The following is a 24,617-nucleotide window of genomic DNA, read 5'->3' as shown; positions in this document are numbered from 1 at the left end:
AGGAGAAAAAATAAATTGAGTAAACTTATTTTAACAAAAATGGCACTTAGTAAACTAAAGTAAAAATGGATAAGCGGTTTCTTTTTTGAGAATTGTCATAAAATTTGCTATAATAGTAGCTATGAATAGAATTAGGGTCAGCAGACGTGTTGAAAAAAAGCTAGCTAAGGGTCTAGTTCTTTTGGAAGCAAGTGATTTAACAGATATTGATCTGACGGATCAGGCAGTAGAAGTTCTTAGTCAAGACGGGAAGTTTTTAGGGAGTGCCTATCTTTCTCAACAGAATAAGGGAATTGGTTGGTTGGTCAGCAAGGAAAAGGTTAGCTTTAGCCAAATCTTCTTTGAATCTCTGTTTCGTAAGGCAAAGGAAGTTAGAATGCCTCATTATCAAGATGACTTGACCACTGCCTTTCGCCTTTTTAACCAAGAGGGGGATGGTTTTGGTGGCCTGACTATCGATCTCTACGGAGATTATGCTGTCTTTTCGTGGTACAACTCCTTTGTTTACCAGATTCGGAAGTTGATAGTAAAGGCTTTTAAGGAAGTTTTTCCTGAGGTCTTGGGAGCGTACGAAAAGATTCGTTTTAAAGGTCTAGATTACGAGTCTGCCCATGTTTATGGTGAGGAAGCGCCAGACTATTTTACTGTTCTTGAGAATGGCGTGCTCTATCAAGTCTTTATGAATGATGGCTTGATGACAGGTATTTTCCTAGACCAGCATGAGGTTCGTGGGAGTTTGGTTGACGGTCTAGCCATGGGCAAATCCTTGCTCAATATGTTTTCCTATACGGCTGCCTTTTCTGTTGCTGCAGCTATGGGAGACGCGAGTGAGACCACTTCTGTCGACTTGGCCAAACGGTCCAGAGAGCTATCAGAAGCTCATTTTCAGGCAAATGGACTCAGCACGGACAATCATCGTTTTATTGTTATGGATGTCTTTGAATACTTCAAGTATGCTAAGCGAAAAGGACTGACCTATGATGTGATTGTTCTTGATCCGCCGAGCTTTGCCCGCAATAAAAAACAAACATTTTCTGTGGCGAAGGATTATCACAAGTTGATTTCCCAGAGCCTAGAGATTTTAAATCCGGGAGGGATTATCATTGCCAGTACTAATGCTGCCAATGTTTCCCGCCAGAAATTTACAGAACAAATTGATAAAGGTTTTGCAGGAAGAAGGTATCAGATCCTGAACCAATATGGTCTTCCAGCTGACTTTGCCTATAATAAAAAAGATGAAAGCAGTAATTACCTCAAGGTGATTAGTATGAAGGTTAGTAAATGAAATTAGTCGTCTCAGTAATGCCAAGAAGTTTAGAAGAAGCGCAAGAACTGGATGCCACTAGGTATGAAGATGCCGATATCATTGAGTGGCGTGCGGACTTTCTTGCAAAGGACGCTATTTTACAGGTAGCACCCGCTATCTTTGAGAAATTTGCAGGACGCGAACTGGTCTTTACCCTTCGGACTCGCGCTGAGGGAGGAGAAATCGAACTCTCCTCAGAAGAGTATGTTCAAATCATCAAGGAAGTTACTCAGCTCTATCAGCCTGATTATGTAGATTTTGAGTATTTCAGCTACAAGGATGTATTTGAGGAAATGTTGGATTTTCCAAATCTGGTTTTGAGCTATCATAATTTCCAGAAGACACCTGAAAACATGATGGAAATCCTGTCTGAGTTGACCAGTCTCTCTCCAAAAGTGGTCAAGGTATCTGTCATGGCCCACACGGAGCAAGATGTTTTAGACTTGATGAACTACACACGAGGATTTAAAACACTCAATCCTGAACAAGACTACGTGACCATTTCCATGGGGAAAATGGGCAAGGTATCTCGTATCACTTCAGATGTGACGGGTTCGAGTTGGTCCTTTGCTAGTCTAGATGAAGCGAGTGCCCCAGGTCAGATTTCTCTATCAAACATGAAAAAAATCAGGGAGATTTTGGATGAAGCTTGATGGCTACACACGTATGGCGGCTGTCGTTGCAAATCCCATTAAACACTCCATCTCACCTTTTATCCACAATAGTGCTTTTGAGACGACTGCTACCAATGGTGTCTATGTGGCTTGGGAAATCGAAGCAGGGGACTTAACGGAAACAGTCGCTAATATTCGCCGTTACCAGATGTTTGGCATCAACCTGTCTATGCCTTACAAGGAGCAAGTGATTCCTTATCTGGATGAGTTGAGTGATGAGGCTCGTTTGATTGGGGCAGTCAACACCGTTGTCAATGATAATGGCAATTTAATTGGATATAATACAGATGGCAAGGGATTCTTTAAGAGCTTGCCTTCTTTTACAATTTCAGGTAAAAAGATGGCCATACTAGGAGCAGGTGGCGCGGCCAAATCCATTTTGGCACAGGCTATTTTGGATGGCGTCAGTCAGATTTCAGTCTTTGTTCGTTCAGTTTCCATGGAAAAAACAAGACCTTATCTGACCAAGATACAGGAACAGACAGGATTTAAAGTAGACTTGTATGCTTTAGAAGATATTTCTGTCTTGCAGGAAAGGATTGCCGAGTCGGACCTGCTCGTCAATGCGACTAGTGTGGGAATGGATGGTCAGTCGTCCCCAGTTCCAGAAAGCATCAATTTGCCAGAGGCTCTCTTGGTCGCAGATATTATTTACCAACCCTTTGAAACGCCGTTTTTGAAATGGGCTAGAAGCCAGGGCAATCCAGCTGTCAATGGTCTGGGAATGTTGCTCTATCAAGCTGCTGAAGCTTTTCAATTGTGGACAGGTAAAGAAATGCCGACAGACGAGATTTGGCAGTCCTTAACAGAAAAATATAAATAGTAAAAGGAGACCCTACTATGAAAATCAGAATCGATATTCCGCATCATCCTTATGATATTCAGATTGAAAAAGGTTGTCTAGCTCAGGCTGGTCAATGGTTGAAAGAACTCTGGCAACCTCAAAAAGTGGTTATCGTAACCGACAACCATGTAGCTTCTCTCTATGCAGAGAAGGTTAAGCTCAGCCTAGAAGATGCTGGTTTTCAGGTAGCTGTTTTTGATTTCTTAGAAGGGGAAGAAAGAAAGAATTTAACCACTGTTCAGAAAGTCTATGAGTTTCTAGTTAAGCAGGGGTTGACTCGTAGCGATGGAATCGTGGCTCTTGGTGGTGGTGTCGTGGGGGATCTAGCTGGTTTCGTAGCTTCTACCTATATGCGGGGTATTCACTTTGTTCAGATTCCGACTAGTTTGACAGCCCAGGTTGATTCTTCTATCGGTGGTAAGACAGGCGTCAACACTCCATTTGCTAAAAATATGGTGGGGACCTTTGCCCAACCTGATGGGGTTCTGATTGATCCACTTGTACTTGAAACACTTGGAAAGAGAGAGCTGATTGAAGGAATGGGTGAGGTTATCAAGTATGGCTTGATTGAGGATCCAGAACTTTGGCAAATATTGACGGACCTGGATGGTTCTGTTGAGAGCATTCTGGAACAAGCAGAGACTTTGATAGAACATTCTTGTCAGGTTAAGCGCAAGATGGTAGTTGAGGATGAGTTGGACAATGGTGTTCGTCTTTACCTCAATTTTGGGCACACTATTGGTCATGCTATTGAAGCGACTGCCGGCTATGGCAAGGTCATGCATGGAGAAGCCGTAGCCATGGGAATGGTGCAGATTTCCAAGGTTGCTGAGGAGAAAGGCCTCATGCCAGAAGGAATGACCCAGTCCATCACGGAAATGTGTCAGAAATTTGGCCTCCCTGTTGACTATGAAAACTGGGATGTTGACAAACTTTATCAGGCTTTGACTCATGATAAAAAAGCGCGTGGAAACACCTTGAAATTGGTCTTGGTGCCAGAGCTTGGTTCGGCGACCATTCACCCTGTTTCCTTAGAAGAGATGAAAGACTACTTGGTAAAATAAGGAGAACCTATGAGATATTTAACTGCAGGAGAATCACACGGACCCCGTCTGACAGCTATCATTGAAGGAATTCCTGCTGGACTTCCTTTGACAGCAGAGGACATCAATGAGGATTTGAAACGTCGTCAGGGCGGATACGGGCGTGGTGGTCGTATGAAGATTGAGAGTGACCAGGTTGTCTTTACTTCGGGTGTCCGCCATGGGAAGACGACTGGGGCTCCTATTACCATGGATGTCGTCAATAAAGACCACCAAAAATGGCTGGATATCATGTCTGCTGAGGACATTGAAGACCGCCTTAAAAGCAAACGGAAAATCACTCATCCTCGGCCAGGTCATGCCGATTTGGTTGGGGGTATCAAGTACCGTTTTGATGATTTGCGAAATTCTTTGGAACGTTCATCAGCTCGTGAAACAACCATGCGAGTAGCCGTTGGAGCAGTAGCCAAACGTCTCTTAGCTGAGCTAGATATGGAGATTGCCAATCACGTTGTTGTCTTTGGTGGCAAGGAAATCGATGTTCCTGAAGATCTAACAGTCGCTGAGATTAAGCAAAGAGCTGCCCAGTCTGAAGTTTCTATTGTCAACCAAGAACGAGAACAAGAAATCAAGGACTATATTGACCAAATCAAACGTGACGGTGATACCATCGGTGGGGTTGTGGAGACAGTCGTCGGAGGTGTTCCAGTTGGCCTTGGATCTTATGTTCAATGGGACAGAAAATTGGATGCGCGATTGGCCCAAGCAGTTGTTTCTATCAATGCCTTTAAAGGGGTGGAATTTGGTCTTGGTTTTGAGGCAGGTTACCGTAAAGGCAGCCAAGTTATGGATGAAATTCTCTGGTCTAAAGAAGACGGCTATACTCGTCGTACCAACAATCTAGGTGGTTTCGAAGGCGGTATGACCAATGGGCAACCCATCGTTGTCCGTGGTGTCATGAAACCCATTCCTACTCTATACAAACCACTCATGAGTGTGGATATCAAAACCCACGAACCTTACAAGGCAACTGTAGAGAGAAGTGATCCCACCGCTCTTCCAGCAGCAGGTGTGGTCATGGAGGCTGTTGTGGCAACAGTTATAGCGCAAGAAATCCTTGAAAAATTCTCATCTGACAACCTAGAGGAATTAAAAGAAGCGGTAGCCAAACACCGTGAGTACGCAAAGAACTATTAAGGAGTTCCTATGACAAAAACAGTCTATATAGCAGGTCTTGGATTGATTGGAGCCTCTATGGCGCTTGGTATCAAGCGCGATCATCCCGATTACGAAATTCTAGGTTATAATCGCAGTCAGGCTTCTAGAGATATTGCCTTGGAGCGGGGGATGATTGACCGTGCGACGGATGATTTTGCCAGTTATGCTCCTCTGGCAGATATCATCATCCTCAGTTTGCCAATCAAGCAGACCATTGCTTTTATTAAGGAGCTGGCAGATTTAGACTTGAAAGAAGGCGTCATTATCTCGGATGCTGGCTCAACCAAGTCAGCCATTGTGGGAGTTGCTGAGGAATACTTGGCTGGCAAGTCAATTCGCTTTGTCGGGGCCCATCCCATGGCTGGTAGCCACAAGACAGGGGCTGCTTCTGCGGATGTCAATCTTTTTGAAAATGCCTATTATATCTTCACACCTTCGAGCCTGACAAGTCCTGACACACTTGAGGAAATGAAGGATCTGCTTTCAGGCCTTCATGCTCGTTTTATCGAGATCGATGCCAAGGAGCATGATCGGGTGACTTCTCAGATTAGCCATTTCCCCCATATCTTGGCATCAGGTCTCATGGAGCAGACGGCAGTCTATACTGAAAAACATGAGATGGCAAGGCGCTTTGCGGCGGGTGGTTTTCGAGATATGACCCGTATTGCAGAGAGTGAACCAGGTATGTGGACTTCTATTCTCTTATCCAATCGTGAAACTATCCTAGAGCGGATTGAGGATTTCAAGGAACGCTTAGATGGGATTGGTCAGGCTATTAGCAAGGGGGAAGAAGAGCAGATTTGGAATTTTTTCAATCAGGCGCGTGAGCAACGTCAGGCTATGGAAATCCATAAGCGTGGTGGAGTGGACAGTTCTTATGATCTTTATGTCGACGTTCCCGATGAAGAAGATGTTATCTTGCGAATTTTGGAATTACTTCGTGGGACTTCTTTGGTTAATATCCACATCAACGAAGAAAACCGTGAGGATATTCACGGGATTCTACAAATTTCCTTTAAAAATGCTCAAGATTTAGAACGAGCTGAGCGCTTAATTACAGAAAATACGGACTACACAGTCGTCATCAAATAAGGAGAAAACCATGTCAAATATTTACGATACTGCAAATGAACTTAGTCGCGGATTACGCGAATTATCAGAATACAAGGCGGTTAAGGAAGCCAAAGATGCCATCCAAGCTGATGAACAAGCTAGCAAGATTTTTGCAGACTATATCGCCTTCCAGCAAGAAATCCAAGTCATGGCGCAAACAGGACAAATGCCAGATGCTTCTTTCCAAGAAAAAATGCAAACTTTCAGCAATCTCATTCAAGGGAATGCCCTCTTGTCGGACTTCTTTGCCAAACAGCAACAATTGTCCATTTACCTTTCAGACATTGAAAAAATTGTCTTTGAACCTGTTTCAGAATTATTGAAATAGTATTTTATCTGTATAAAAGCCAGAAATTTCAGGAATTTCTGGCTTTTTTGTGATAAAATAAGAAAAGTATTGCAAGTATGAGGTCAACTATGAAACTAAAAACAAACATTCGCCACTTACATGGCAGTATCCGGGTACCAGGTGACAAGTCTATCAGCCATCGTTCGATTATTTTTGGAAGTTTGGCTGAGGGCGAGACTAAGGTTTATGATATTCTGCGTGGAGAGGATGTGCTCTCAACCATGCAGGTTTTTCGTGATCTTGGTGTTGAAATTGAGGACAAAGATGGGGTTATTACCATTCAAGGTGTAGGCTTGGATGGATTAAAAGCTCCGCAGAACGCCTTGGATATGGGGAATTCTGGCACCTCGATTCGCCTGATTTCAGGTGTACTTGCTGGGGCAGATTTTGAAGTAGAGATGTTTGGAGACGACAGTCTATCCAAACGTCCTATGGACCGTGTGACCCTTCCCTTGAAAAAAATGGGAGTCAGCATTTCTGGTCAAACAGAGCGAGACCTGCCTCCTCTGCACTTGAAAGGTACTAAAAACCTAAAACCAATTCACTATGAGTTGCCAATCGCCTCTGCCCAAGTCAAGTCTGCCTTGATATTTGCAGCCTTGCAGGCTCAGGGGGAGTCCGTTATTCTCGAGAAAGAATGTACTCGTAACCACACCGAAGATATGCTTCAGCAATTTGGTGGTCATTTAAGTGTGGATGGCAAGAAAATCACAGTCCAAGGACCGCAAAAACTGACTGGACAAAAGGTAGTTGTTCCAGGAGATATTTCCAGTGCAGCCTTTTGGTTGGTCGCAGGTCTGATTGTTCCAAACTCTCGTGTAGTACTGCAGAATGTGGGCATCAATGAAACGCGTACAGGTATTATTGATGTCATTCGTGCCATGGGTGGAAAATTAGAAATAACTGAAATCGACCCAATCGCTAAATCTGCAACGCTGACTGTCGAGTCTTCAGACCTGAAAGGAACAGAGATTGGTGGAGCCTTGATTCCACGCTTGATTGATGAATTGCCTATTATTGCCCTTCTAGCGACCCAAGCGCAAGGTGTAACGGTCATTAAGGATGCTGAAGAACTCAAGGTTAAGGAAACCGACCGCATTCAGGTGGTGGCAGATGCTTTAAATAGTATGGGAGCGGATATCACTCCTACAGCAGATGGGATGATTATCAAAGGGAAATCAACCCTTCATGGCGCTAGAGTCAATACGTTTGGTGACCATCGTATCGGAATGATGACAGCCATCGCAGCCCTCTTGGTTGCAGATGGAGAAGTGGAACTTGACCGTGCTGAAGCCATCAATACCAGCTATCCTAGCTTCTTTGATGATTTGGAGAGCTTGATTCATGGCTAAGGTATTACTCGGATTTATGGGGGCAGGCAAGTCGACAATCGCTAGAGGATTGGACCCAGACTACATCGATATGGATGCCTTAATCGAGGAACGTTTGGGCATGTCCATTGCGGATTTTTTCGCTGAAAAGGGAGAAGAGGCCTTTCGTCAAGTAGAGTCAGAAGTGCTAGCTGACTTACTAAAAACGGATCACGTTGTGTCAACTGGCGGAGGAGTTGTCATTTCTCAGAGAAATCGTGACTTGCTCAAAACCAATCCTGATAACATCTACCTAAAAGCAGATTTTGAAACCCTCTACCAACGTATCGCAGCTGATAAAGACAATCGACGGCCACTTTTTCTCAACAACAGTAAGGAAGAGTTGCGAGAGATTTTTCAAGAAAGACAGGCTCGGTATGAGGAAGTAGCCAGTCGGGTTCTAGATGTGACCAAGCTAAGCCAAGAGGAAATTATAGAGGAGCTGAGATGAAAATTGCCTTTCTAGGTCCCAAGGGATCTTTTTCGCATCATGTTGTGCAGACAGCCTTTCCCAAAGAGGAATTGCAGGCTTTTGCCAATATCACAGATGTTATCAAAGCTTATGAGCAAGGTTTGGTGGATTATTCTTTGGTGCCAGTTGAAAATTCTATCGAGGGTAGTGTTCATGAAACATTGGATTACCTTTTTCATCAGGCTAGTATCCAAGCAGTTGCAGAAATCGTCCAGCCTATTCACCAGCAGTTGATGGTGGTTCCAGGTCACTCAAAAATTGAAAAGATCTTTTCTCATCCTCAGGCTCTGGCTCAAGGAAAGAGGTTCATTGATGCACACTATCCAGATGCTAAAATAGAGGTAACCGCTAGTACTGCCTATGCAGCTCGATTTATTTCAGAACATCCAGACCAGCCATATGCAGCCATTGCACCAAGAAGTTCTGCCGAAGAATATGGCTTGGAATTAATTGCAGAGGATATTCAGGAGATGGAAGCCAATTTCACACGTTTTTGGGTGTTAGGGGCAGAGATACCGAAGATTCCTTTGAACTCACAGGCTGAAAAAATGAGTTTGGCCTTGACCTTACCAGACAACCTACCTGGTGCTCTTTACAAGGCACTTTCGACCTTTGCTTGGAGGGGGATTGACTTAACAAAGATTGAAAGTCGCCCCCTTAAAACAGCCTTGGGAGAATACTTTTTCATTATCGATATAGACTATAGTGACAAAGAACTGGTTCATTTTGCCAGACAAGAACTAGAGGCCATTGGGATCCAGCACAAGATACTGGGAACCTACCCGATTTTTACCATAACTGATATAGAAAAGGAGAGTCAATGAGCAAAGAAAATCCTTTAAGTCATCACGAGCAGTTACGTTATGACTATCTCTTCAAAAATATTCATTACCTCAACGACCGTGAACGGAGGGAGTTTGATTATCTGCAACAAAAAATGACAGGTCCCAAGTCTGAAGTTCACCATTTCTACCAAGAAGAAAAAGAAGAAACTTGGGGTAGAGATATTGATCTTCCGACTTATGGCAGTAGAAGTCGATCTAAGAGACGTGAAAAGGTAGCTCCTCTGCCTAAAGTCAAAAAGAAAAAAAGAAGAATTCGCTTCAAACGAATACTGACTTGGTTCTTACTGTTGATTACATGTGTGGCTGCAGGGATGATTTTCATGTTTCTTCGAGGGTTCCAGTCAGCGGCCAATCCAAGCAATAAGCCAGCTGACGCCAAGGCAGCTCAAGTAGAGGTCTTTAACGGTCAGGATACCAAAGACGGTGTGAATATCCTAGTCATGGGGACAGATGGCCGTATCGGTCAAAATAGTGCAGAAACCCGTACCGATACGATCATGGTACTAAATGTCAGCGGATCGGATAAAAAGATCAAGCTAGTCAGCTTTATGCGTGACAACTTAGTTTATATCGACGGGTATAGTAAGATTGTAAATGGCCAGAAACAGAGGGATAACAAACTAAATGTTGCTTATGAACTTGGGGAACAAGAAGGGCAAAAAGGGGCAGAAATGGTCCGCAAGGTTCTAAAAGACAACTTTGATTTGGATATCAAGTACTATGCCCTAGTTGACTTCCAGGCCTTTGCAGCAGCTATTGATACCCTCTTCCCTGATGGAGTGACTATAGACGCTAAGTTTTCAACGTTAAATGGCCAGCCTCTAACAGAAGCTACAGTTGGAGATGACCTACATGCAACAGAAACGGAATCACCAACCCAAACCATCAAAGTTGGAAAACAGCAGATGAATGGATCCACCTTGCTGAACTATGCTCGTTTCCGTGATGATGATGAAGGAGACTATGGTCGTACCAAGAGACAACAACAAGTCATGTCAGCTATTCTTGAGCAAATCAAAGATCCGACCAAGCTCTTTACGGGATCAGAGGCACTTGGAAAAGTCTTTGGCATGACATCAACAAATCTACCATATAGCTTCTTGTTGACTAATGGCTTATCTGTCCTAGAAGGAGCTCAAAATGGCATTGAAAGACTCACCGTCCCAGAACTTGGTGACTGGGTAGATGCCTACGATGTCTACGGGGGACAAGGTCTACTTGTCGACCAAAACAAATACCGGACTAAACTCGCCCAAATGGGGATGAGATAAAAGGCGATAAATGAAAATCAAAGTTTGATTCACTAGTGAAATGGTGGTCTGAGCTTTGGTTTTTCTTACTATCTGATAGATTTTTAAGACTTTTTTATGGTATAATAAAATGATATAACTCGTTATTGGACAGAAGAGGAGAGACATGAGTGATTTGAAAGCGATTCAGGCTCGTAGCCTGGAAATGGCTGAATATTTCGTCGCATTTTGTAAAGAACATGATTTGTTATGCTACCTCTGTGGAGGAGGAGCTATTGGCGCCCTTCGTAATAAGGGCTTCATTCCTTGGGATGATGACTTAGACTTTTTCATGCCCCGCAAGGACTATGAAAAATTAGCAGAACTGTGGCCTCATTATGCAGATGAGCGTTATTTCTTGTCAAAGAGTCACAAGGACTTTGTAGACCGTAACCTTTTTATTACCATTCGTGACAAGGAAACCACTTGTATTAAGCCTTATCAGAAGGATTTGGATTTGCCACACGGTTTGGCCTTGGATGTTTTGCCTTTGGATTATTATCCTAAAAATCCAGCTGAGCGTAAGAAACAGGTTCGTTGGGCCTTAATTTATTCACTCTTTTGCGCCCAAACCATCCCAGAAAAGCATGGTGCTATCATGAAATGGGGAAGTCGCATCTTACTCGGCCTAACTCCAAAATCTCTACGTTATCGCATTTGGAAAAAAGCTGAAAAAGAAATGACCAAGTATGGTCTCGCTGAGAGCGATGGAATCACAGAATTATGCTCGGGGCCTGGCTACATGCGAAACAAATATCCAATCGCATCCTTTGAAGACAATCTCTTCTTGCCATTCGAAGGAACAGAGATGCCCATTCCGGTCGGTTATGATGCCTATCTCAGCACTGCTTTTGGGGATTATATGACACCGCCACCGGCGGACAAGCAAGTACCGCATCATGATGCCATTATAGCAGACATGGACAAAAGCTACACAGAGTATAAGGGAGAATATGGTGGATAAGAAAAAAATTCTGTTTTTCATGTGGTCCTTTTCTCTTGGAGGCGGAGCAGAGAAGATTCTATCTACCGTTGTTTCAAATCTGGATCCAGAGAAGTATGATATTGATATTCTTGAAATGGAGCACTTTGATAAGGGGTATGAAACGGTTCCCAACAATGTTCATATTTTAAAGGCTTTTCAGGATTATCGTCAACCAAGATGGTTACGAGCTCTTTTGTGGAGAATAAGAATCTATTTTCCAAGGCTGACTCGTCGTTTGCTTGTAAAAGATGATTATGATGTTGAAGTTTCTTTTACGATTATGAATCCACCGCTCTTGTTCTCAGAGCGGAAAGAAGTCAAGAAGATATCTTGGATTCATGGAAGTATTGAGGAATTCTTAAAGGATAGTTCAAAACGTGAATCGCATAGACGTCAGTTGGATGCTGCGGATACCATAGTAGGGATTTCAAAAAAGACCAGTAATTCTATCAAAGAAGTGTACCCAGATTATTCTTCGAAATTACAAACGGTATACAATGGTTACGATTTTAAGAGTATTTTAGAAAAATCTCAAGAGAAGATAGATATCGAGATTGCGCCTCAAAGCATCTGTACCATTGGACGTATTGAGGAAAATAAGGGTTCTGACCGTGTAGTGGAAGTGATACGACTATTGCACCAAGAAGGGAAACGCTACCATCTTTACTTTATAGGTGCTGGTGACATGGAAGAGGAACTGAAAAAACAGGTCAAAGAGTATCAGCTTGAAGACTATATTCATTTTCTTGGTTATCAAAAAAATCCTTATCAGTATTTATCTCAGATGAAAGTTCTCCTGTCTATGTCTAAGCAAGAAGGTTTTCCAGGAGTGTATGTGGAAGCCTTGAGTCTTGGAATCCCTTTTGTCTCTACTGATGTCGGAGGTGCCGAGGAATTATCCCAAGAAGGCCGATTCGGACAAATCATTGAGAGCAATCAAGAGGCGGCTCAGGCAATTACGAACTATATGACTTCTGCTTCAAACTTTGATGTTAATGAAGCTAGCCAGTTCATTCAACAATTTACAATTGCCAAACAAATCGAACAAGTAGAAAAACTATTAGAGGAGTAGCATGGAAACTGCATTAATTAGTGTGATTGTTCCAGTCTATAATGTGGCGCAATACCTAGAAAAATCGATAGCTTCCATTCAGAAGCAGACCTATCAAAATCTGGAAATCATTCTTGTTGATGATGGGTCAACGGATGAAAGTGGTCGCTTGTGCGATTCAATCGCTGAACAAGATGAAAGGGTGTTAGTGCTTCATAAAAATAACGAAGGCCTGTCACAAGCGCGAAACGATGGAATGAAGCAGGCTCATGGGGATTATCTGATTTTTATTGACTCGGATGATTATATCCATCCAGATATGATTCAGAGTTTATATGAGCAATTAATTCAAGAAGATGCAGATGTTTCGAGCTGTGGTGTCATGAATGTCTATGCAAATGATGAAAGCCCACAGTCAGCCAATCAGGATGATTATTTTGTCTGTGATTCTCAAACATTTCTGAGGGAATACCTCATAGGTGAAAAAATACCTGGAACGATCTGCAATAAGCTGATCAAGAGAGAGATTGCAATTGCCCTATCCTTTCCAAAGGGATTGATTTACGAAGATGCTTATTATCATTTTGATTTAATCAAGTTGGCCAAGAAGTATGTGGTGAATACAAAACCCTATTATTACTATTTTCATAGAGGGGATAGCATTACGACCAAACCTTATGCAGAAAAGGATTTAGCCTATATTGATATCTATCAAAAATTTTATAATGAAGTTGTGAAAAACTATCCTGAATTGAAGGAGGTCGCTTTCTTCAGATTGGCCTATGCCCACTTCTTTATTCTGGATAAGATGCTTTTGAGAGAGAATTACAGAGAAATTAAAGAATATTCAGCGATTTATCATTTTTTGAAGAAGCACGCTTTTTCTGTTTTTAAAAATCCTATTTTTAGAATGGGGAGACGAATTAGTGCTTTAGCTCTATTTTTAAACATACGATTGTATCGAATATTGTTACTGAAAAATATTGAACAGTCAAGAAAAATTAATTAGAAAAGGAGGAGAGAAATGATTGATGGCAAACGAATATTGCTTTGTGAGACCATTCTAAGCTATTTCTTAACAATTTTAAGTGGCATCACTTATTTGTTTACAAATGAAAATGTCGTACTTTTAACGACTCTACTATTGTTGCTGATTAGTAGCCTTCTATTTTGCTGGAATAATATAAAATATTATTTAATTCATTTTATTTTTTATATTACAATTTTTATATTCTTGGTATCCAGACCCACGATAGATTACTTTAGAGATGGGGCCTTAGACACTTACCAACCTATTGCTTATCGCTTTTCTTTTTTGGTGGTAATGGTCTCAATATTGGGACTGACAATAGGAGGATTCATTGCTAGTTATTACATTAACAGAAAGAAAGTTCACGATATAGAAGTTAGACAAGAATCTTCTGCAAACTTTATAAAAAACTTACGTTTTGTATCACTGAGTGTATTTTTGATTACCTATCCATTCTACTTTTTAAGACTACTTGAACGTTTGCTTTACCGTTTACAGACTTCTTATTACAACTATTATGCAAATTTTGAGAGTCAACTTCCATATTTTACCTATATCTTATCGACATTTACGGTTTATGCGATGTGTATGTACTTGGCAACCAAACCAAAGAAATTACACGCGACAGCAGTGTTAGTGTCCTTTATTATCGCAAATACTATTCATTTAGCAATAGGAACACGTAATCCTTTCATTTTAAGTATTCTATTTGCTTTTGTATATTATTTTATGCGTGAGCAGACTGAAAAGGGAAAATGGATTGGCTTCAAAGAGAAATTGGCCATTTTTGTTGGATCACCTATTCTTATGTTAGCAATGGGAATTCTTAATTATGTGCGAGATAATGTGCAAGTTTCTCATACAGGATTTTGGGATATTCTTCTTGATTTTATTTATAAACAGGGAACCAGTTTTGGAGTATTGGCGAGAGGGTTTTTATACAACAGTAGTCTCCCTTATAGAGATTTTCGGAATTTCACCTTTGGTCCTATAATTGACTATTTTGCAAGGGGAAGTTTGGGAATTATTTTTGGAGCGAAACCATTTGAACATACAACAAATAGTATTGAATTGGCCATTGATAGTAATAGCTACGCTAATAACTTATCTTATCTTGTCCTAAACAAGGAATACTTAAAAGGTCATGGTATTGGTAGTAGTTACATCATGGAGTTGTATACCGACTATGGTATGATGGGAGTTTTCCTACTAAGTCTCCTACTTGGCTTATTATTTATAGCAATGTTGCAAGTTGCTTATCGCTCGAAAACCATCTTATTCACTTTGTCCCTATTAATCCTGAATAATATCTTCTTTATGCCAAGAAGTAGCTTTTCGGAAAGTTTCTTTAACCTGTTTACAATGCAATTCTGGGGAATTGTTCTTGTTATGCTATTTGTCGCTAAAATGATTACTAAAAAAAATCAATATCTAATACAAAAAAGGAGTTAACTCATGTTTGAACACTATTCAGTAGAGGATCTATTTGCAAATCTCTATAAAAAACGGAAAATGAATCTGCTAGTTTTGATTGTTTTGTTTGCAATTATCGCTGTGCCATTTACGCTTACAGCGGTCAAAAACAAAAATACGGTGAAAGATACATCTAGCTATTCAACTTATATTACTTATAAAATTACGCCTCCAGAGGATTCTTCAAAAGTAATTTTGAACCATCAAGCTGGAAGGTACAGTGATTTTTATGCTAAATTGATTGATGGTAATCTAAATGGAGCCTTTCTTTTTAATGATGTTGATTCAGATAAAATGAAAAAAATTGCTAGTGATTTGGATACGACAGAGTCAGCCCTAAAAAATTCAACCAGTGACTACTGGACTAAAAAATTAACGGTAAATTCATTAATTGATGACGCAGGTGTAAGTATCAAAATTTTAACACCTAGTAAAGAGGTAAATGATTTTCTCGAGACCAAGTTTGATTCATTAATTGATAAATTTAAGAGTACCTATGCAAATGTTAAAATTGAAAAGTTAGAAACAGTCAATTCAAAAGAGTTAAATCCTAGTGGTGAAATTACAGTTGGCTTCAATCTTAAAAATCTAGTTTTGCGCTTAGCAGTTATAGGAGTTCTATGTGTTGTTCTCCTTATTATGGGAAACGTTCTTGTCTACATTTTTAATCCGACAATTAATCGTGCAGGCGACTTTTTGGCCTATCAACTAGATTTTGTTTCAAATATCACTACCAATGATAACCTATCACAACTTTTGAGTTATAGATGTGAAGGTCAACCGTTAGCAGTTGTCAGTTCAGATAGTCGTATCTTAAAGAAATTACAAGAAAATTACAAATTAAATATAGAGGGTATTCATTTTGTAGATTTGCAAAATGTAAAAGATCTTTTAGCAACGGACAATGTTCTATTCGTTGAGGAATATGGTGTTACTCGTTATAAAAAATTTGAAGAAAGCTTGCAGATGGTTAGAAATCTAAATCGTTCAGTTTTAGGAGTCATAGCTTTTAATCTATAAAGTATCTTCATAAAGAGTGAAGAGGTTCAATACTTAAAGAGGACGTGATAGTCCTCTTTTTTTATGCCTACGATAAGGTAGAAAGGAAGTCTAATGATATTAGTGCTTTTTAACAAAGAGGAAACTTATAACAAGTGAAATAGAAATGCGTTGTTGAAACTAGTTTTCTCAATCAAAAAGGCCTTTTTAACTAACTTTATGATATAATAAACAACGAGGTAAATTGAATGAAAAGTATAAAATTAAATGCTCTGGCTTTTATGGGGATTCGTGTTTTAAATATTATTTTCCCCATTTTAACAGGTACATATGTTGCTCGTGTTTTGGATCGAACAGATTATGGTTATTTTAACTCTGTTGATACCATCCTATCTTTCTTCTTGCCCTTTGCAACTTATGGGGTTTATAACTACGGTCTTCGTGCCATTAGCAATGTGAAAGATAATAAAAAAGAGCTAAACAAAGTTTTCTCTAGTCTTTTTTATTTGTGTGTTGCTTGTACTATTATTACAACACTTGTGTATGTTTTCTCCTATCCATTATTCTTTACAGCTAATCCTATTATTCAAAAGATCTATTTAGTAATGGGAGTGCAACTCGTTGCTCAGATTTTTTCAATTGAGTGGGTTAATGAGGCGCTTGAAAATTATAGCTTTTTATTTTATAAAACAGCTTTCATACGTGTTCTCATGTTGGTATCAATATTTTTATTTGTAAAAAACGAACACGATATTGTTGTTTATACTCTGGTAATGAGTCTATCAACCCTAATTAACTATCTCATTAGTTATTTCTGGATTAAACGAGATATAAAATTTGTAAAAGTTTCACTAAGTGAATTCAAACCGTTCTTCCTTCCACTGACAGCCATGCTTATTTTCGCAAATGCAAATATGTTATTTACTTTTCTTGACCGTCTATTCCTTGTGAAAACGGGGATTGATGTGAATGTCAGCTACTATACCATTGCACAACGAATTGTAACGGTTATTGCGGGGGTTGTTACAGGTGCAATTGGGGTTAGTGTTCCTCGTTTAAGTTATTATCTTGGAAAAGGAAAGAAAGAGGAGTATGTAAATCTAGTTAACCGAGGAAGTCGTATTTTCAATTTCTTTATCATTCCTCTTAGTATAGGCTTAATGATTTTGGGACCCCAAGCTATCTTAGTATATGGTAGTGAAAAATATATAGGTGGTGGTATTTTAACTTCCCTCTTTGCTGTCCGTACGATTATTCTTGCTCTAGATACTATTCTAGGATCACAAATTCTCTTTACAAATGGTTATGAGAGAAGAATTACCCTTTATACTGTTTTTGCGGGTATTTTGAACCTTATTTTAGATAGTTTACTCTATTTTTATGATATCTATACACCAGAGTATTATCTAATTACAACTATGCTATCTGAAACATTCCTTTTGATTCTTTATATTCTCTTTATCAATAAGCGTAAACTCATCAACTTACGGCACATTCTAAAGTATACTTTACGGTATTCTCTCTTCTCATCGACATTTATTCTAATTTACTTCCTAGTCAATTTTATATATCCGGTACAAATGGTTATCAACTTGCCACTCTTTATTAATATATTTATCATTATGGCATTATCTGCACTCAGTTATATTGGCTTACTAGTATGGACAAAAGATAGTATTTTCTATGAATTTTTAGGACACTTTATTTCGCTAAAAAAACGCGTTATAAAATAATAGGAGGAATATATGAGAAAATTAAGCATTGAAGAAGCTAAAAAGATTGAACTTGATATTTTAGACTTTATAGATTCCTTTTGCAAGGAGCACGGCATCAACTATTGTATTAACTATGGGACCTTGATTGGTGCTATTCGACACAAGGGATTTATTCCTTGGGATGATGATATAGACCTTTCTATGACTCGTGAAAACTATGAAAAGTTTATTCAGTTATTTAGCGAGAAGCAATCAAGATATAAACTTCTCTCGTTGGAAACGGATGACCAATATTTTAATAACTTTATCAAAATTGTAGATCCTACAACAAAAATAATTGATACGAGAAATACAAAAACTTATGATTCGGGTGTATTCATTGATATTTTTCCGATGGATACATTTAATGATACTAAGGTAGTTGATATCTGCTATAAGTTGGAGAGTTTTAAACTATTATCCTTCAGTAAGCACAAGAATATTGTTTATGGAGATAGCAAGTTAAAAGATTTGATTCGTACTTTATTCTGGCTTCTTCTTCGCCCTGTTTCTCCACGCTTCTTCGCTAATCAAATCGAAAAGCAAATTCAAAAATATAGGGTTGAGAATGGGAAATACATAGCTTTCATTCCATCAAAAGCTAAGGAAAAGGAAATTTTTCCAAGAGATATGTTTGATGAACTGATTGAAACACCTTTTGAACATCTTGTTCTTCCAGCTCCTAAACATTTTGATGCTGTTTTAAAACAGTTTTATGATGATTATATGACAGTGCCACCTAAAGAAAAACAGATTTATATCCATGAATTTGAAGCCTATAAATTGGAGGATTAAATGCAGTATTTAGAAAAAAATGAGATTAAAACTATTCAACTGGGCATTTTGGACTATATTGACGAAATTTGTAAAAAAAATAATATTTCTTATTTCCTCAGCTATGGAACAATGTTGGGAGCTGTTCGTCATAAAGGCATGATTCCTTGGGATGATGATATTGATATTTCTCTGTATAGAGAAGACTATGAACATTTATTGAAAGCTATTGAAGAGGACCAGCATCCTATTTATCAAGTCCTTTCCTACGATACTTCATCTTGGTATTTCCATAATTTTGCAGCTATTTTAGATACATCAACTGTCATTGAGGATAATGTAAAGTATAAGCGTCATGACACCAGTTTGTTTATTGATGTCTTTCCAATCGATCAATTTTCAGATTTGAGCATCGTTGATAAAAGCTATAAATATGTTGCCTTGCGTCAGCTTGCCTATATCAAAAAAGAACGTGCGGTTCACGGAGATAGCAAATTAAAGGATTTTCTTCGATTGTGTACGTGGTATCCTCTCAGACTTGTTAATCCGAGATATTTCTATAAGAAAATCGATCAATTAGTAAAAAATAGTGTGACAGAAAATCCTACTTATGAAGGAGCTGTTGGAGTTGGAAAAGAAAAAATGAAAGAAGTCTTTCCAGCAGGGACCTTTAAAGAACTGATTTTAACAGAATTTGAAGGGAGAATGATGCCAATTCCTAAAAATTATGATGCCTTTTTAACACAGATGTATGGTGATTATATGACTCCTCCATCAAAAGAAATGCAGGAGTGGTATAGCCATAGTATAAAAGCCTATCGTAAGATAGAGAAGTAGCCCAGTTTCATAGGAGAGCGAGTCTTTTGAGTGTTTATTGGGAAAATCAGGATAGTACTATTCATATACAAAGCAGGATATGAAAATAGGCTAAAATGATGGTTCATAGAAATAATAAAGGAATGTGTGATATACAATGAAGAATACAAAGATAAGAAAGTTAATATTATTTAGTTTTCTCATATGTACTTTAATTATGACTGCCAAATTATCATCAGTCGATGCGGATACCATTTCCGCAGGGGATGGTAATCGAATCCACTTTATTAATTTAAAATCTAAGTCAGGGAGTGATGCCATTCTCTTAGAAAGCAAAGGACACTTTGCTTTAATTGATATGGGTGAAGATTATGATTTCCCAGATGGAAGCAATCCACGTTATCCAGATAGATGGGGAATTACCATGGACAATGATCAAGTTTTAGAGGATCGATTGTTCCGTCATCTGAAACAGGTTGGTGTTGAAAAATTAGATTTTATCTTGGGTACTCATGTCCACAGTGATCATATTGGTTCTGCAGATGAAGTACTAAAACATTATCCTGTTGATAAATTTTATCTGAAAAGATACTCAGATGAACGCATTACAACACAGTGGAGGTTGTGGGATAATCTCTATAACTATGATAATGCGGTTAAAACAGCTCTTGAACGTGGTGTAAATCTTATACAAGATATCTCTGACAACGACAGCCACTTTACCATGGGTGATATGGATATTCAGCTTTATAACTACAAAAATGAGTATGACAGTGAAGGAAAGCTTAAAAAGGTTTTCGATGATAATTCAAACTCAATAGTTGCTGTTGTTACTGTAGCTGGAAAGAGAATCTATCTAGGTGGAGATTTGGACAATGCCGAAGGAGCAGAAGATAAGTTAGGCCCGGTTATCGGTAAGGTTGATATGATGAAATGGAACCATCATTATGATGCGACAATTTCAAATACAGTTAGCTTTATTAATAATTTATCACCAAGTATTGTTGTTCAGACAAGTGGATCAGATATTAATCGTGAATCCACTAGAGCTCTACTTCGAGAAAAGAATATAAAAATAGTAAAAGCTTATAGTCATACCAAAGATGCGACTGTTTTTGATATAGATAAAGAAGGATTTACTAACGTTTCGGAAGTTTTTCCCGATATACCGACAGTTAGAGAAAAATGGTATAAAGAAGATGGTTACTGGAAATATCGCTTGTCCGATGATGAAATGACGATTGGTTGGCGAAAAATAGACGGTGTTTATTATTTCTTTAATGGACAAGGACAAATGCAAGCTGGCAAATGGTTGCATTTGAAAGATTCTAGAGAAAAAATTGATGGAAACTGGTATTACCTAAATAACAACGGTGACATGCGAGAAACTGGTTGGTTTAACCAAGATGGTAATTGGTACTATATCACATCAACGGGAGCAAGAAGCTATAATGAACTCTTAGAAATTGCGGGGCAGAAATACCTATTTGATAAAGATGGTAAGATGCTAACAGGCTATCAAGTCTTTAATGGTAAGAAGATGTTCTTTAGCGAAAGTGGTGCACTCCAAACAGCAGGTAATCCTTCAACTTGGCAAAAGGTTGACTCAGATTGGTATTTCTATGATGAGGATGGATTACGGACTGTCGGTAAAAAGAATATCAATGGAAGCACATACTACTTTAATCAAGAAGGTGTCATGCAAACAGGCTGGGCCTTTGTTGATGGTCACTGGAACTATTTTGCAAGTTCTGGTGCTATGAAAACCGGCTGGGTCAAGGATCAGGAAACATGGTATTATTTGGATAAAGATGGCATCATGTTAACTGGAAGCCAAGATATCAATGGTGTCCGTTACTATTTGAACGCTAGTGGTGCCATGCAGACGGGCTGGGCCTTTGTTGATGGTCACTGGAACTATTTTGCAAGTTCTGGAGCTATGAAAACTGGTTGGACCAAGGATCAGGAAACATGGTATTATTTGGATAAAGATGGCATCATGTTAACTGGAAGCCAAGATATCAATGGTGTTCGTTACTATTTGAATGCTAGTGGTGCCATGCAAACAGGCTGGGCCTTTGTTGATGGTCACTGGAACTATTTTGCAAGTTCTGGAGCTATGAAAACTGGTTGGTTGAAAGATAAAGAATCATGGTATTATTTGGATCCAGAAACGGGTATCATGACTGTAGGATCTAAAGAGATTGACGGTAAGAACTATTTCTTCAGCTCAGCAGGTACTATGCAAGTTGGATGGCAGTGGTCAAATGATTCTTGGCATTATTACGCTACGTCGGGCGCACTCCAAACTGGTTGGTTGAAAGATGGTGATGCTTGGTATTATCTTGAAGGTAAGGAAGGCGTTATGTTAGTCGGCCTTCATCAAGTAGATGGTAAGCAATATTACTTTAGCGGATCTGGTGCCATGCAAACTGGCTGGAAATGGTTTGATAATCATTATCGTTACTTTGAATCAAATGGAGCCATGAAAACTGGCTGGATAAAATACAAAGGCGTCTGGTATTATCTAAATCCTGAAGATGGAATCATGTTGGTTGGCCTTCATAAAGTAAATGGTGATCATTATTACTTTGATGAATCCGGAGCTATGCAAACGGGTTGGAAACAGATTGATGGTAATTGGTACTATTTCCAAGCTGATGGTTCTTTGTTGAAGAACACAACAACACCTGATGGTTACAAGGTAAACGAAGAAGGAATTTGGAAAATAAGTCAAACCACGGTAGCAGTGGAGCAAGATAAGAAAGAACAGATAACTGAAACTTCTACTTCGACTGAGAATTCATCTCATGTTGAGGATAATTCTTCACACCATATGATTGAGGAATAAATGTGATGTGTAAACACCTTAGAAGCAGGTAGGACTAAACCTGATTTTAAGGTGTTTTTTAAGTTTTATATTGACGCTAATATTATAAAGTTAACTCTAAATATACAATATTCTCGCTTCATTCTTTTGATAAAATCGTAAAAATCTAGTATAATAGATAGACTGAAAGTAAGAGGTTACTAGATATGAAGATGAAACAAATTAGTGATACAACACTAAAAATTACAATGACTTTAGATGATTTAATGGATCGAGGAATGGAGATTGCAGACTTTCTCGTTCCTCAGGAAAAAACCGAAGAGTTTTTCTATGCTATTTTAGATGAATTAGAGATGCCAGACAATTTCTTGGATAGTGGCATGCTGAGTTTCCGTGTGACGCCAAAACCTGACAAGGTCGACGTCTTTGTGACCAAGTCCAAGATTGACCAGAATCTGGATTTTGAAGATTTGACGGATCTGCCAGATATGGAAGAATTAGCCCAAATGTCGCCGGATGAATTTCTCAAAACCTTGGAAAAGAGCATTGCAGATAAGACCAAGGACGATATTGAAGCTATCCAATCTCTAGAGCAGGTCGAAGCAAAGGAAGAAGAGCAAGAGCAGGCAGACAAGGAGACGGAGAGTAAGAAAGAACCTTATATCTACTATATCCTGCGCTTTGTAAGCCTTGCTGACTTAGTTGCTTTTGCAAAGACGGTTAACTACCAGATGGAAACCTCTGAACTCTATAAGATGAATGGACACTATTATTTGACAATCTTAGTTGATGTGGAAAATCATCCAAGTCCATATCCAGCCTGGCTCTTGGCTCGTATGCGTGAGTTTGCAGACGACAGTGACATCAGTCGTTCAGTCTTGCAAGAGTATGGGCAAATATTGATTAACCATGACGCAGTTATCGGTCTGCAAAAGATTCGTTCATAATTTTCAAAATCAATTTTCATTTATCAAGAAAGACGAATCATGGGATTCGTTTTTTCTTTACTAGACTGAAATAGTGATTTACTATAATAGGAATTTTCACAAAATTCTGTTATAATGGCTATATCAGAAAATTTCTAGGAGACAAACATGACAGTTAAAATTGCTTTACTTGGATTTGGTACCGTTGCAAGTGGTGTGCCTTTCCTTCTAAAGGAAAATGGAGAAAAAATCGTTCAGTCAGCTCATTCGGAGATTGAAGTGGCCAAGGTATTGGTCAAGGATGAAGATGAAAAGAACCGCTTGCTTGCAGCAGGAAATGACTTTAACTTTGTAACCAATGTAGATGATATTTTATCAGATCAAGACATTACTATCGTAGTGGAATTGATGGGGCGTATCGAACCAGCTAAAACCTTTATCACTCGTGCCTTAGAAGCTGGAAAACACGTTGTTACTGCAAACAAGGACCTTTTGGCTGTCCATGGTGCAGAATTGCTAGAAATCGCCAAAACCCACAACGTAGCACTTTACTACGAAGCAGCAGTAGCTGGTGGGATTCCAATTCTTCGTACCTTGGCAAATTCATTAGCTTCTGACAAAATTACGCGCGTTCTTGGTGTTGTTAACGGAACTTCTAACTTCATGATGACCAAGATGGTAGAAGAAGGCTGGTCTTATGATGATGCTCTGGCTGAAGCACAAAGACTTGGTTTTGCAGAAAGCGACCCTACAAATGACGTGGATGGGATTGACGCAGCCTACAAGATGGTGATTTTGAGCCAGTTTGCTTTTGGTATGAAGGTTGCCTTTGACGATGTAGCCCACAAGGGAATCCGCAACATCACACCAGAAGACGTAGCTGTAGCCCAAGACCTTGGCTATGTAGTGAAATTGGTTGGTTCTATCGAGGAAACTCCTTCAGGTATTGCTGCGGAAGTAACTCCGACCTTCCTTCCTAAAGCACATCCACTTGCCAGTGTGAATGGGGTAATGAACGCAGTCTTTGTGGAGTCTATCGGCATCGGTGAATCTATGTACTACGGACCAGGTGCGGGTCAAAAACCAACTGCGACAAGTGTTGTAGCAGATATTGTCCGTATCGTTCGTCGCTTGAATGATGGTACTATTGGTAAAGACTTCAACGAATATAGCCGTGACCTAGTTTTGGCAAATCCTGAAGATGTTAAAGCTAATTACTACTTCTCAATCTTGGCTCCAGACTCAAAAGGTCAGGTCTTGAAATTGGCTGAGATTTTCAACGCTCAAGATATTTCCTTCAAGCAAATCCTCCAAGATGGCAAAGAGGGTGACAAGGCGCATGTAGTGATTATCACTCATAAGATTAATAAAGCGCAACTTGAGAATGTTTCAGCAGAGTTGGCCAAAGCTTCAGAATTTGACCTCTTGAATACCTTCAAGGTGTTAGGAGAATAAG

Annotated in this window: 22 protein-coding genes; all 22 read left to right on the top strand. The window is 39.3% G+C overall.

All coding sequences use genetic code 11. The features are described 5' to 3' along the window. Positions 1 to 121: 121 nt before the first annotated feature. The 22 genes from B7725_RS01170 (at position 122) to B7725_RS01065 (ending at position 24,616) form a co-directional block, all read left to right on the top strand. Positions 122 to 1,285, top strand: a complete 1,164-nt coding sequence (locus B7725_RS01170) for a class I SAM-dependent rRNA methyltransferase (protein ID WP_162278988.1) — start codon at positions 122 to 124, stop codon at positions 1,283 to 1,285. Then, positions 1,282 to 1,959, top strand: coding sequence for a type I 3-dehydroquinate dehydratase (aroD, locus tag B7725_RS01165; RefSeq protein ID WP_084874211.1), 678 nt, complete (start codon positions 1,282 to 1,284; stop codon positions 1,957 to 1,959). Before B7725_RS01170 ends, aroD begins: the two co-directional genes overlap by 4 nt. Continuing rightward, positions 1,949 to 2,803 (top strand): shikimate dehydrogenase, encoded by an 855-nt coding sequence (locus B7725_RS01160; protein ID WP_084874210.1) that lies wholly within the window; start codon positions 1,949 to 1,951, stop codon positions 2,801 to 2,803. Before aroD ends, B7725_RS01160 begins: the two co-directional genes overlap by 11 nt. 17 nt (positions 2,804 to 2,820) lie before the next feature. Beyond that, the gene (gene aroB, locus B7725_RS01155) at positions 2,821 to 3,888 is read left to right on the top strand and encodes a 3-dehydroquinate synthase (protein ID WP_084874209.1); all 1,068 of its coding nucleotides are present in this window, start codon (positions 2,821 to 2,823) and stop codon (positions 3,886 to 3,888) included. Between the two features lie 9 nt (positions 3,889 to 3,897). Further along, positions 3,898 to 5,064 carry a chorismate synthase gene (gene aroC, locus B7725_RS01150; protein WP_084874208.1) on the top strand — a complete coding sequence of 389 codons (1,167 nt, stop codon included), beginning with the start codon at positions 3,898 to 3,900 and terminating at the stop codon, positions 5,062 to 5,064. Positions 5,065 to 5,073: 9 nt separating this feature from the next. After that, complete coding sequence (locus tag B7725_RS01145; RefSeq protein WP_084874207.1) at positions 5,074 to 6,177, top strand: prephenate dehydrogenase; 1,104 nt, start codon at positions 5,074 to 5,076, stop codon at positions 6,175 to 6,177. 10 nt (positions 6,178 to 6,187) lie between these two features. Then, a complete protein-coding gene (locus B7725_RS01140) occupies positions 6,188 to 6,526 on the top strand; it encodes a YlbF/YmcA family competence regulator (RefSeq protein ID WP_084874206.1) in 339 nt (112 codons plus the stop codon). A gap of 89 nt (positions 6,527 to 6,615) precedes the next feature. Then, positions 6,616 to 7,899, top strand: a complete 1,284-nt coding sequence (gene aroA / locus B7725_RS01135; RefSeq protein ID WP_084874205.1) for a 3-phosphoshikimate 1-carboxyvinyltransferase — start codon at positions 6,616 to 6,618, stop codon at positions 7,897 to 7,899. Then, entirely contained in the window at positions 7,892 to 8,368 is a 477-nt protein-coding gene (locus B7725_RS01130; protein WP_084874204.1) for a shikimate kinase, read from the top strand. The genes aroA and B7725_RS01130 overlap by 8 nt, the downstream gene beginning before the upstream one ends. Continuing rightward, positions 8,365 to 9,213, top strand: a complete 849-nt coding sequence (gene pheA, locus B7725_RS01125) for a prephenate dehydratase (RefSeq protein ID WP_084874203.1) — start codon at positions 8,365 to 8,367, stop codon at positions 9,211 to 9,213. Before B7725_RS01130 ends, pheA begins: the two co-directional genes overlap by 4 nt. After that, the gene (locus B7725_RS01120) at positions 9,210 to 10,505 is read left to right on the top strand and encodes an LCP family protein (protein WP_084874202.1); all 1,296 of its coding nucleotides are present in this window, start codon (positions 9,210 to 9,212) and stop codon (positions 10,503 to 10,505) included. Before pheA ends, B7725_RS01120 begins: the two co-directional genes overlap by 4 nt. A 145-nt stretch (positions 10,506 to 10,650) precedes the next feature. Next, positions 10,651 to 11,487: a LicD family protein gene (locus B7725_RS01115; protein ID WP_084874201.1), complete on the top strand. Its 837-nt coding sequence runs from the start codon at positions 10,651 to 10,653 to the stop codon at positions 11,485 to 11,487. Then, positions 11,477 to 12,580, top strand: a complete 1,104-nt coding sequence (locus B7725_RS01110; protein ID WP_084874200.1) for a glycosyltransferase — start codon at positions 11,477 to 11,479, stop codon at positions 12,578 to 12,580. Before B7725_RS01115 ends, B7725_RS01110 begins: the two co-directional genes overlap by 11 nt. A gap of 1 nt (position 12,581) precedes the next feature. Continuing rightward, positions 12,582 to 13,568: a glycosyltransferase family 2 protein gene (locus B7725_RS01105; RefSeq protein WP_084874199.1), complete on the top strand. Its 987-nt coding sequence runs from the start codon at positions 12,582 to 12,584 to the stop codon at positions 13,566 to 13,568. Positions 13,569 to 13,583: 15 nt separating this feature from the next. Beyond that, on the top strand, positions 13,584 to 15,041 hold the full coding sequence (locus B7725_RS01100; RefSeq protein WP_084874198.1) for an O-antigen polysaccharide polymerase Wzy family protein: 1,458 nt from the start codon (positions 13,584 to 13,586) through the stop codon (positions 15,039 to 15,041). A 3-nt stretch (positions 15,042 to 15,044) separates the two neighbouring features. Further along, positions 15,045 to 16,082: a teichoic acid biosynthesis protein TarQ gene (gene tarQ, locus B7725_RS01095; protein ID WP_084874197.1), complete on the top strand. Its 1,038-nt coding sequence runs from the start codon at positions 15,045 to 15,047 to the stop codon at positions 16,080 to 16,082. Positions 16,083 to 16,309: 227 nt separating this feature from the next. Beyond that, on the top strand, positions 16,310 to 17,794 hold the full coding sequence (locus tag B7725_RS01090; protein ID WP_084874196.1) for an oligosaccharide flippase family protein: 1,485 nt from the start codon (positions 16,310 to 16,312) through the stop codon (positions 17,792 to 17,794). A 12-nt stretch (positions 17,795 to 17,806) separates the two neighbouring features. Then, a complete protein-coding gene (locus B7725_RS01085; RefSeq protein ID WP_084874195.1) occupies positions 17,807 to 18,610 on the top strand; it encodes a LicD family protein in 804 nt (267 codons plus the stop codon). Then, positions 18,611 to 19,426 carry a LicD family protein gene (locus B7725_RS01080; protein ID WP_084874194.1) on the top strand — a complete coding sequence of 272 codons (816 nt, stop codon included), beginning with the start codon at positions 18,611 to 18,613 and terminating at the stop codon, positions 19,424 to 19,426. Between the two features lie 196 nt (positions 19,427 to 19,622). Beyond that, positions 19,623 to 22,256: an MBL fold metallo-hydrolase gene (locus B7725_RS01075; RefSeq protein WP_394335033.1), complete on the top strand. Its 2,634-nt coding sequence runs from the start codon at positions 19,623 to 19,625 to the stop codon at positions 22,254 to 22,256. Positions 22,257 to 22,441: 185 nt separating this feature from the next. After that, positions 22,442 to 23,182, top strand: a complete 741-nt coding sequence (mecA, locus tag B7725_RS01070; protein ID WP_084874192.1) for an adaptor protein MecA — start codon at positions 22,442 to 22,444, stop codon at positions 23,180 to 23,182. A gap of 147 nt (positions 23,183 to 23,329) precedes the next feature. After that, positions 23,330 to 24,616, top strand: coding sequence for a homoserine dehydrogenase (locus B7725_RS01065; RefSeq protein WP_084874191.1), 1,287 nt, complete (start codon positions 23,330 to 23,332; stop codon positions 24,614 to 24,616). The last annotated feature ends 1 nt before the right edge of the window (position 24,617 follow it).

The organism is Streptococcus oralis subsp. tigurinus (assembly GCF_002096275.1).
In the GTDB taxonomy this organism is placed as follows: Bacteria; Bacillota; Bacilli; order Lactobacillales; family Streptococcaceae; genus Streptococcus; species Streptococcus oralis_CN.
This window is presented reverse-complemented; position numbering and strand designations above follow the sequence as displayed.

Bases quoted from the DNA above. Each gene is read 5' to 3' on its own strand.
- B7725_RS01090 (WP_084874196.1), top strand. From the start codon at position 16,310: ATGAAAAGTATAAAATTAAATGCTCTGGCTTTTATGGGGATTCGTGTT.
- tarQ (WP_084874197.1), top strand. From the start codon at position 15,045: ATGTTTGAACACTATTCAGTAGAGGATCTATTTGCAAATCTCTATAAA.
- B7725_RS01100 (WP_084874198.1), top strand. From the start codon at position 13,584: ATGATTGATGGCAAACGAATATTGCTTTGTGAGACCATTCTAAGCTAT.
- B7725_RS01105 (WP_084874199.1), top strand. From the start codon at position 12,582: ATGGAAACTGCATTAATTAGTGTGATTGTTCCAGTCTATAATGTGGCG.
- B7725_RS01130 (WP_084874204.1), top strand. From the start codon at position 7,892: ATGGCTAAGGTATTACTCGGATTTATGGGGGCAGGCAAGTCGACAATC.
- B7725_RS01075 (WP_394335033.1), top strand. From the start codon at position 19,623: ATGACTGCCAAATTATCATCAGTCGATGCGGATACCATTTCCGCAGGG.
- aroB (WP_084874209.1), top strand. From the start codon at position 2,821: ATGAAAATCAGAATCGATATTCCGCATCATCCTTATGATATTCAGATT.
- B7725_RS01145 (WP_084874207.1), top strand. From the start codon at position 5,074: ATGACAAAAACAGTCTATATAGCAGGTCTTGGATTGATTGGAGCCTCT.
- mecA (WP_084874192.1), top strand. From the start codon at position 22,442: ATGAAGATGAAACAAATTAGTGATACAACACTAAAAATTACAATGACT.
- aroC (WP_084874208.1), top strand. From the start codon at position 3,898: ATGAGATATTTAACTGCAGGAGAATCACACGGACCCCGTCTGACAGCT.
- B7725_RS01160 (WP_084874210.1), top strand. From the start codon at position 1,949: ATGAAGCTTGATGGCTACACACGTATGGCGGCTGTCGTTGCAAATCCC.
- B7725_RS01140 (WP_084874206.1), top strand. From the start codon at position 6,188: ATGTCAAATATTTACGATACTGCAAATGAACTTAGTCGCGGATTACGC.
- pheA (WP_084874203.1), top strand. From the start codon at position 8,365: ATGAAAATTGCCTTTCTAGGTCCCAAGGGATCTTTTTCGCATCATGTT.
- B7725_RS01080 (WP_084874194.1), top strand. From the start codon at position 18,611: ATGCAGTATTTAGAAAAAAATGAGATTAAAACTATTCAACTGGGCATT.
- B7725_RS01170 (WP_162278988.1), top strand. From the start codon at position 122: ATGAATAGAATTAGGGTCAGCAGACGTGTTGAAAAAAAGCTAGCTAAG.
- B7725_RS01085 (WP_084874195.1), top strand. From the start codon at position 17,807: ATGAGAAAATTAAGCATTGAAGAAGCTAAAAAGATTGAACTTGATATT.
- aroD (WP_084874211.1), top strand. From the start codon at position 1,282: ATGAAATTAGTCGTCTCAGTAATGCCAAGAAGTTTAGAAGAAGCGCAA.
- aroA (WP_084874205.1), top strand. From the start codon at position 6,616: ATGAAACTAAAAACAAACATTCGCCACTTACATGGCAGTATCCGGGTA.
- B7725_RS01110 (WP_084874200.1), top strand. From the start codon at position 11,477: ATGGTGGATAAGAAAAAAATTCTGTTTTTCATGTGGTCCTTTTCTCTT.
- B7725_RS01065 (WP_084874191.1), top strand. From the start codon at position 23,330: ATGACAGTTAAAATTGCTTTACTTGGATTTGGTACCGTTGCAAGTGGT.
- B7725_RS01120 (WP_084874202.1), top strand. From the start codon at position 9,210: ATGAGCAAAGAAAATCCTTTAAGTCATCACGAGCAGTTACGTTATGAC.
- B7725_RS01115 (WP_084874201.1), top strand. From the start codon at position 10,651: ATGAGTGATTTGAAAGCGATTCAGGCTCGTAGCCTGGAAATGGCTGAA.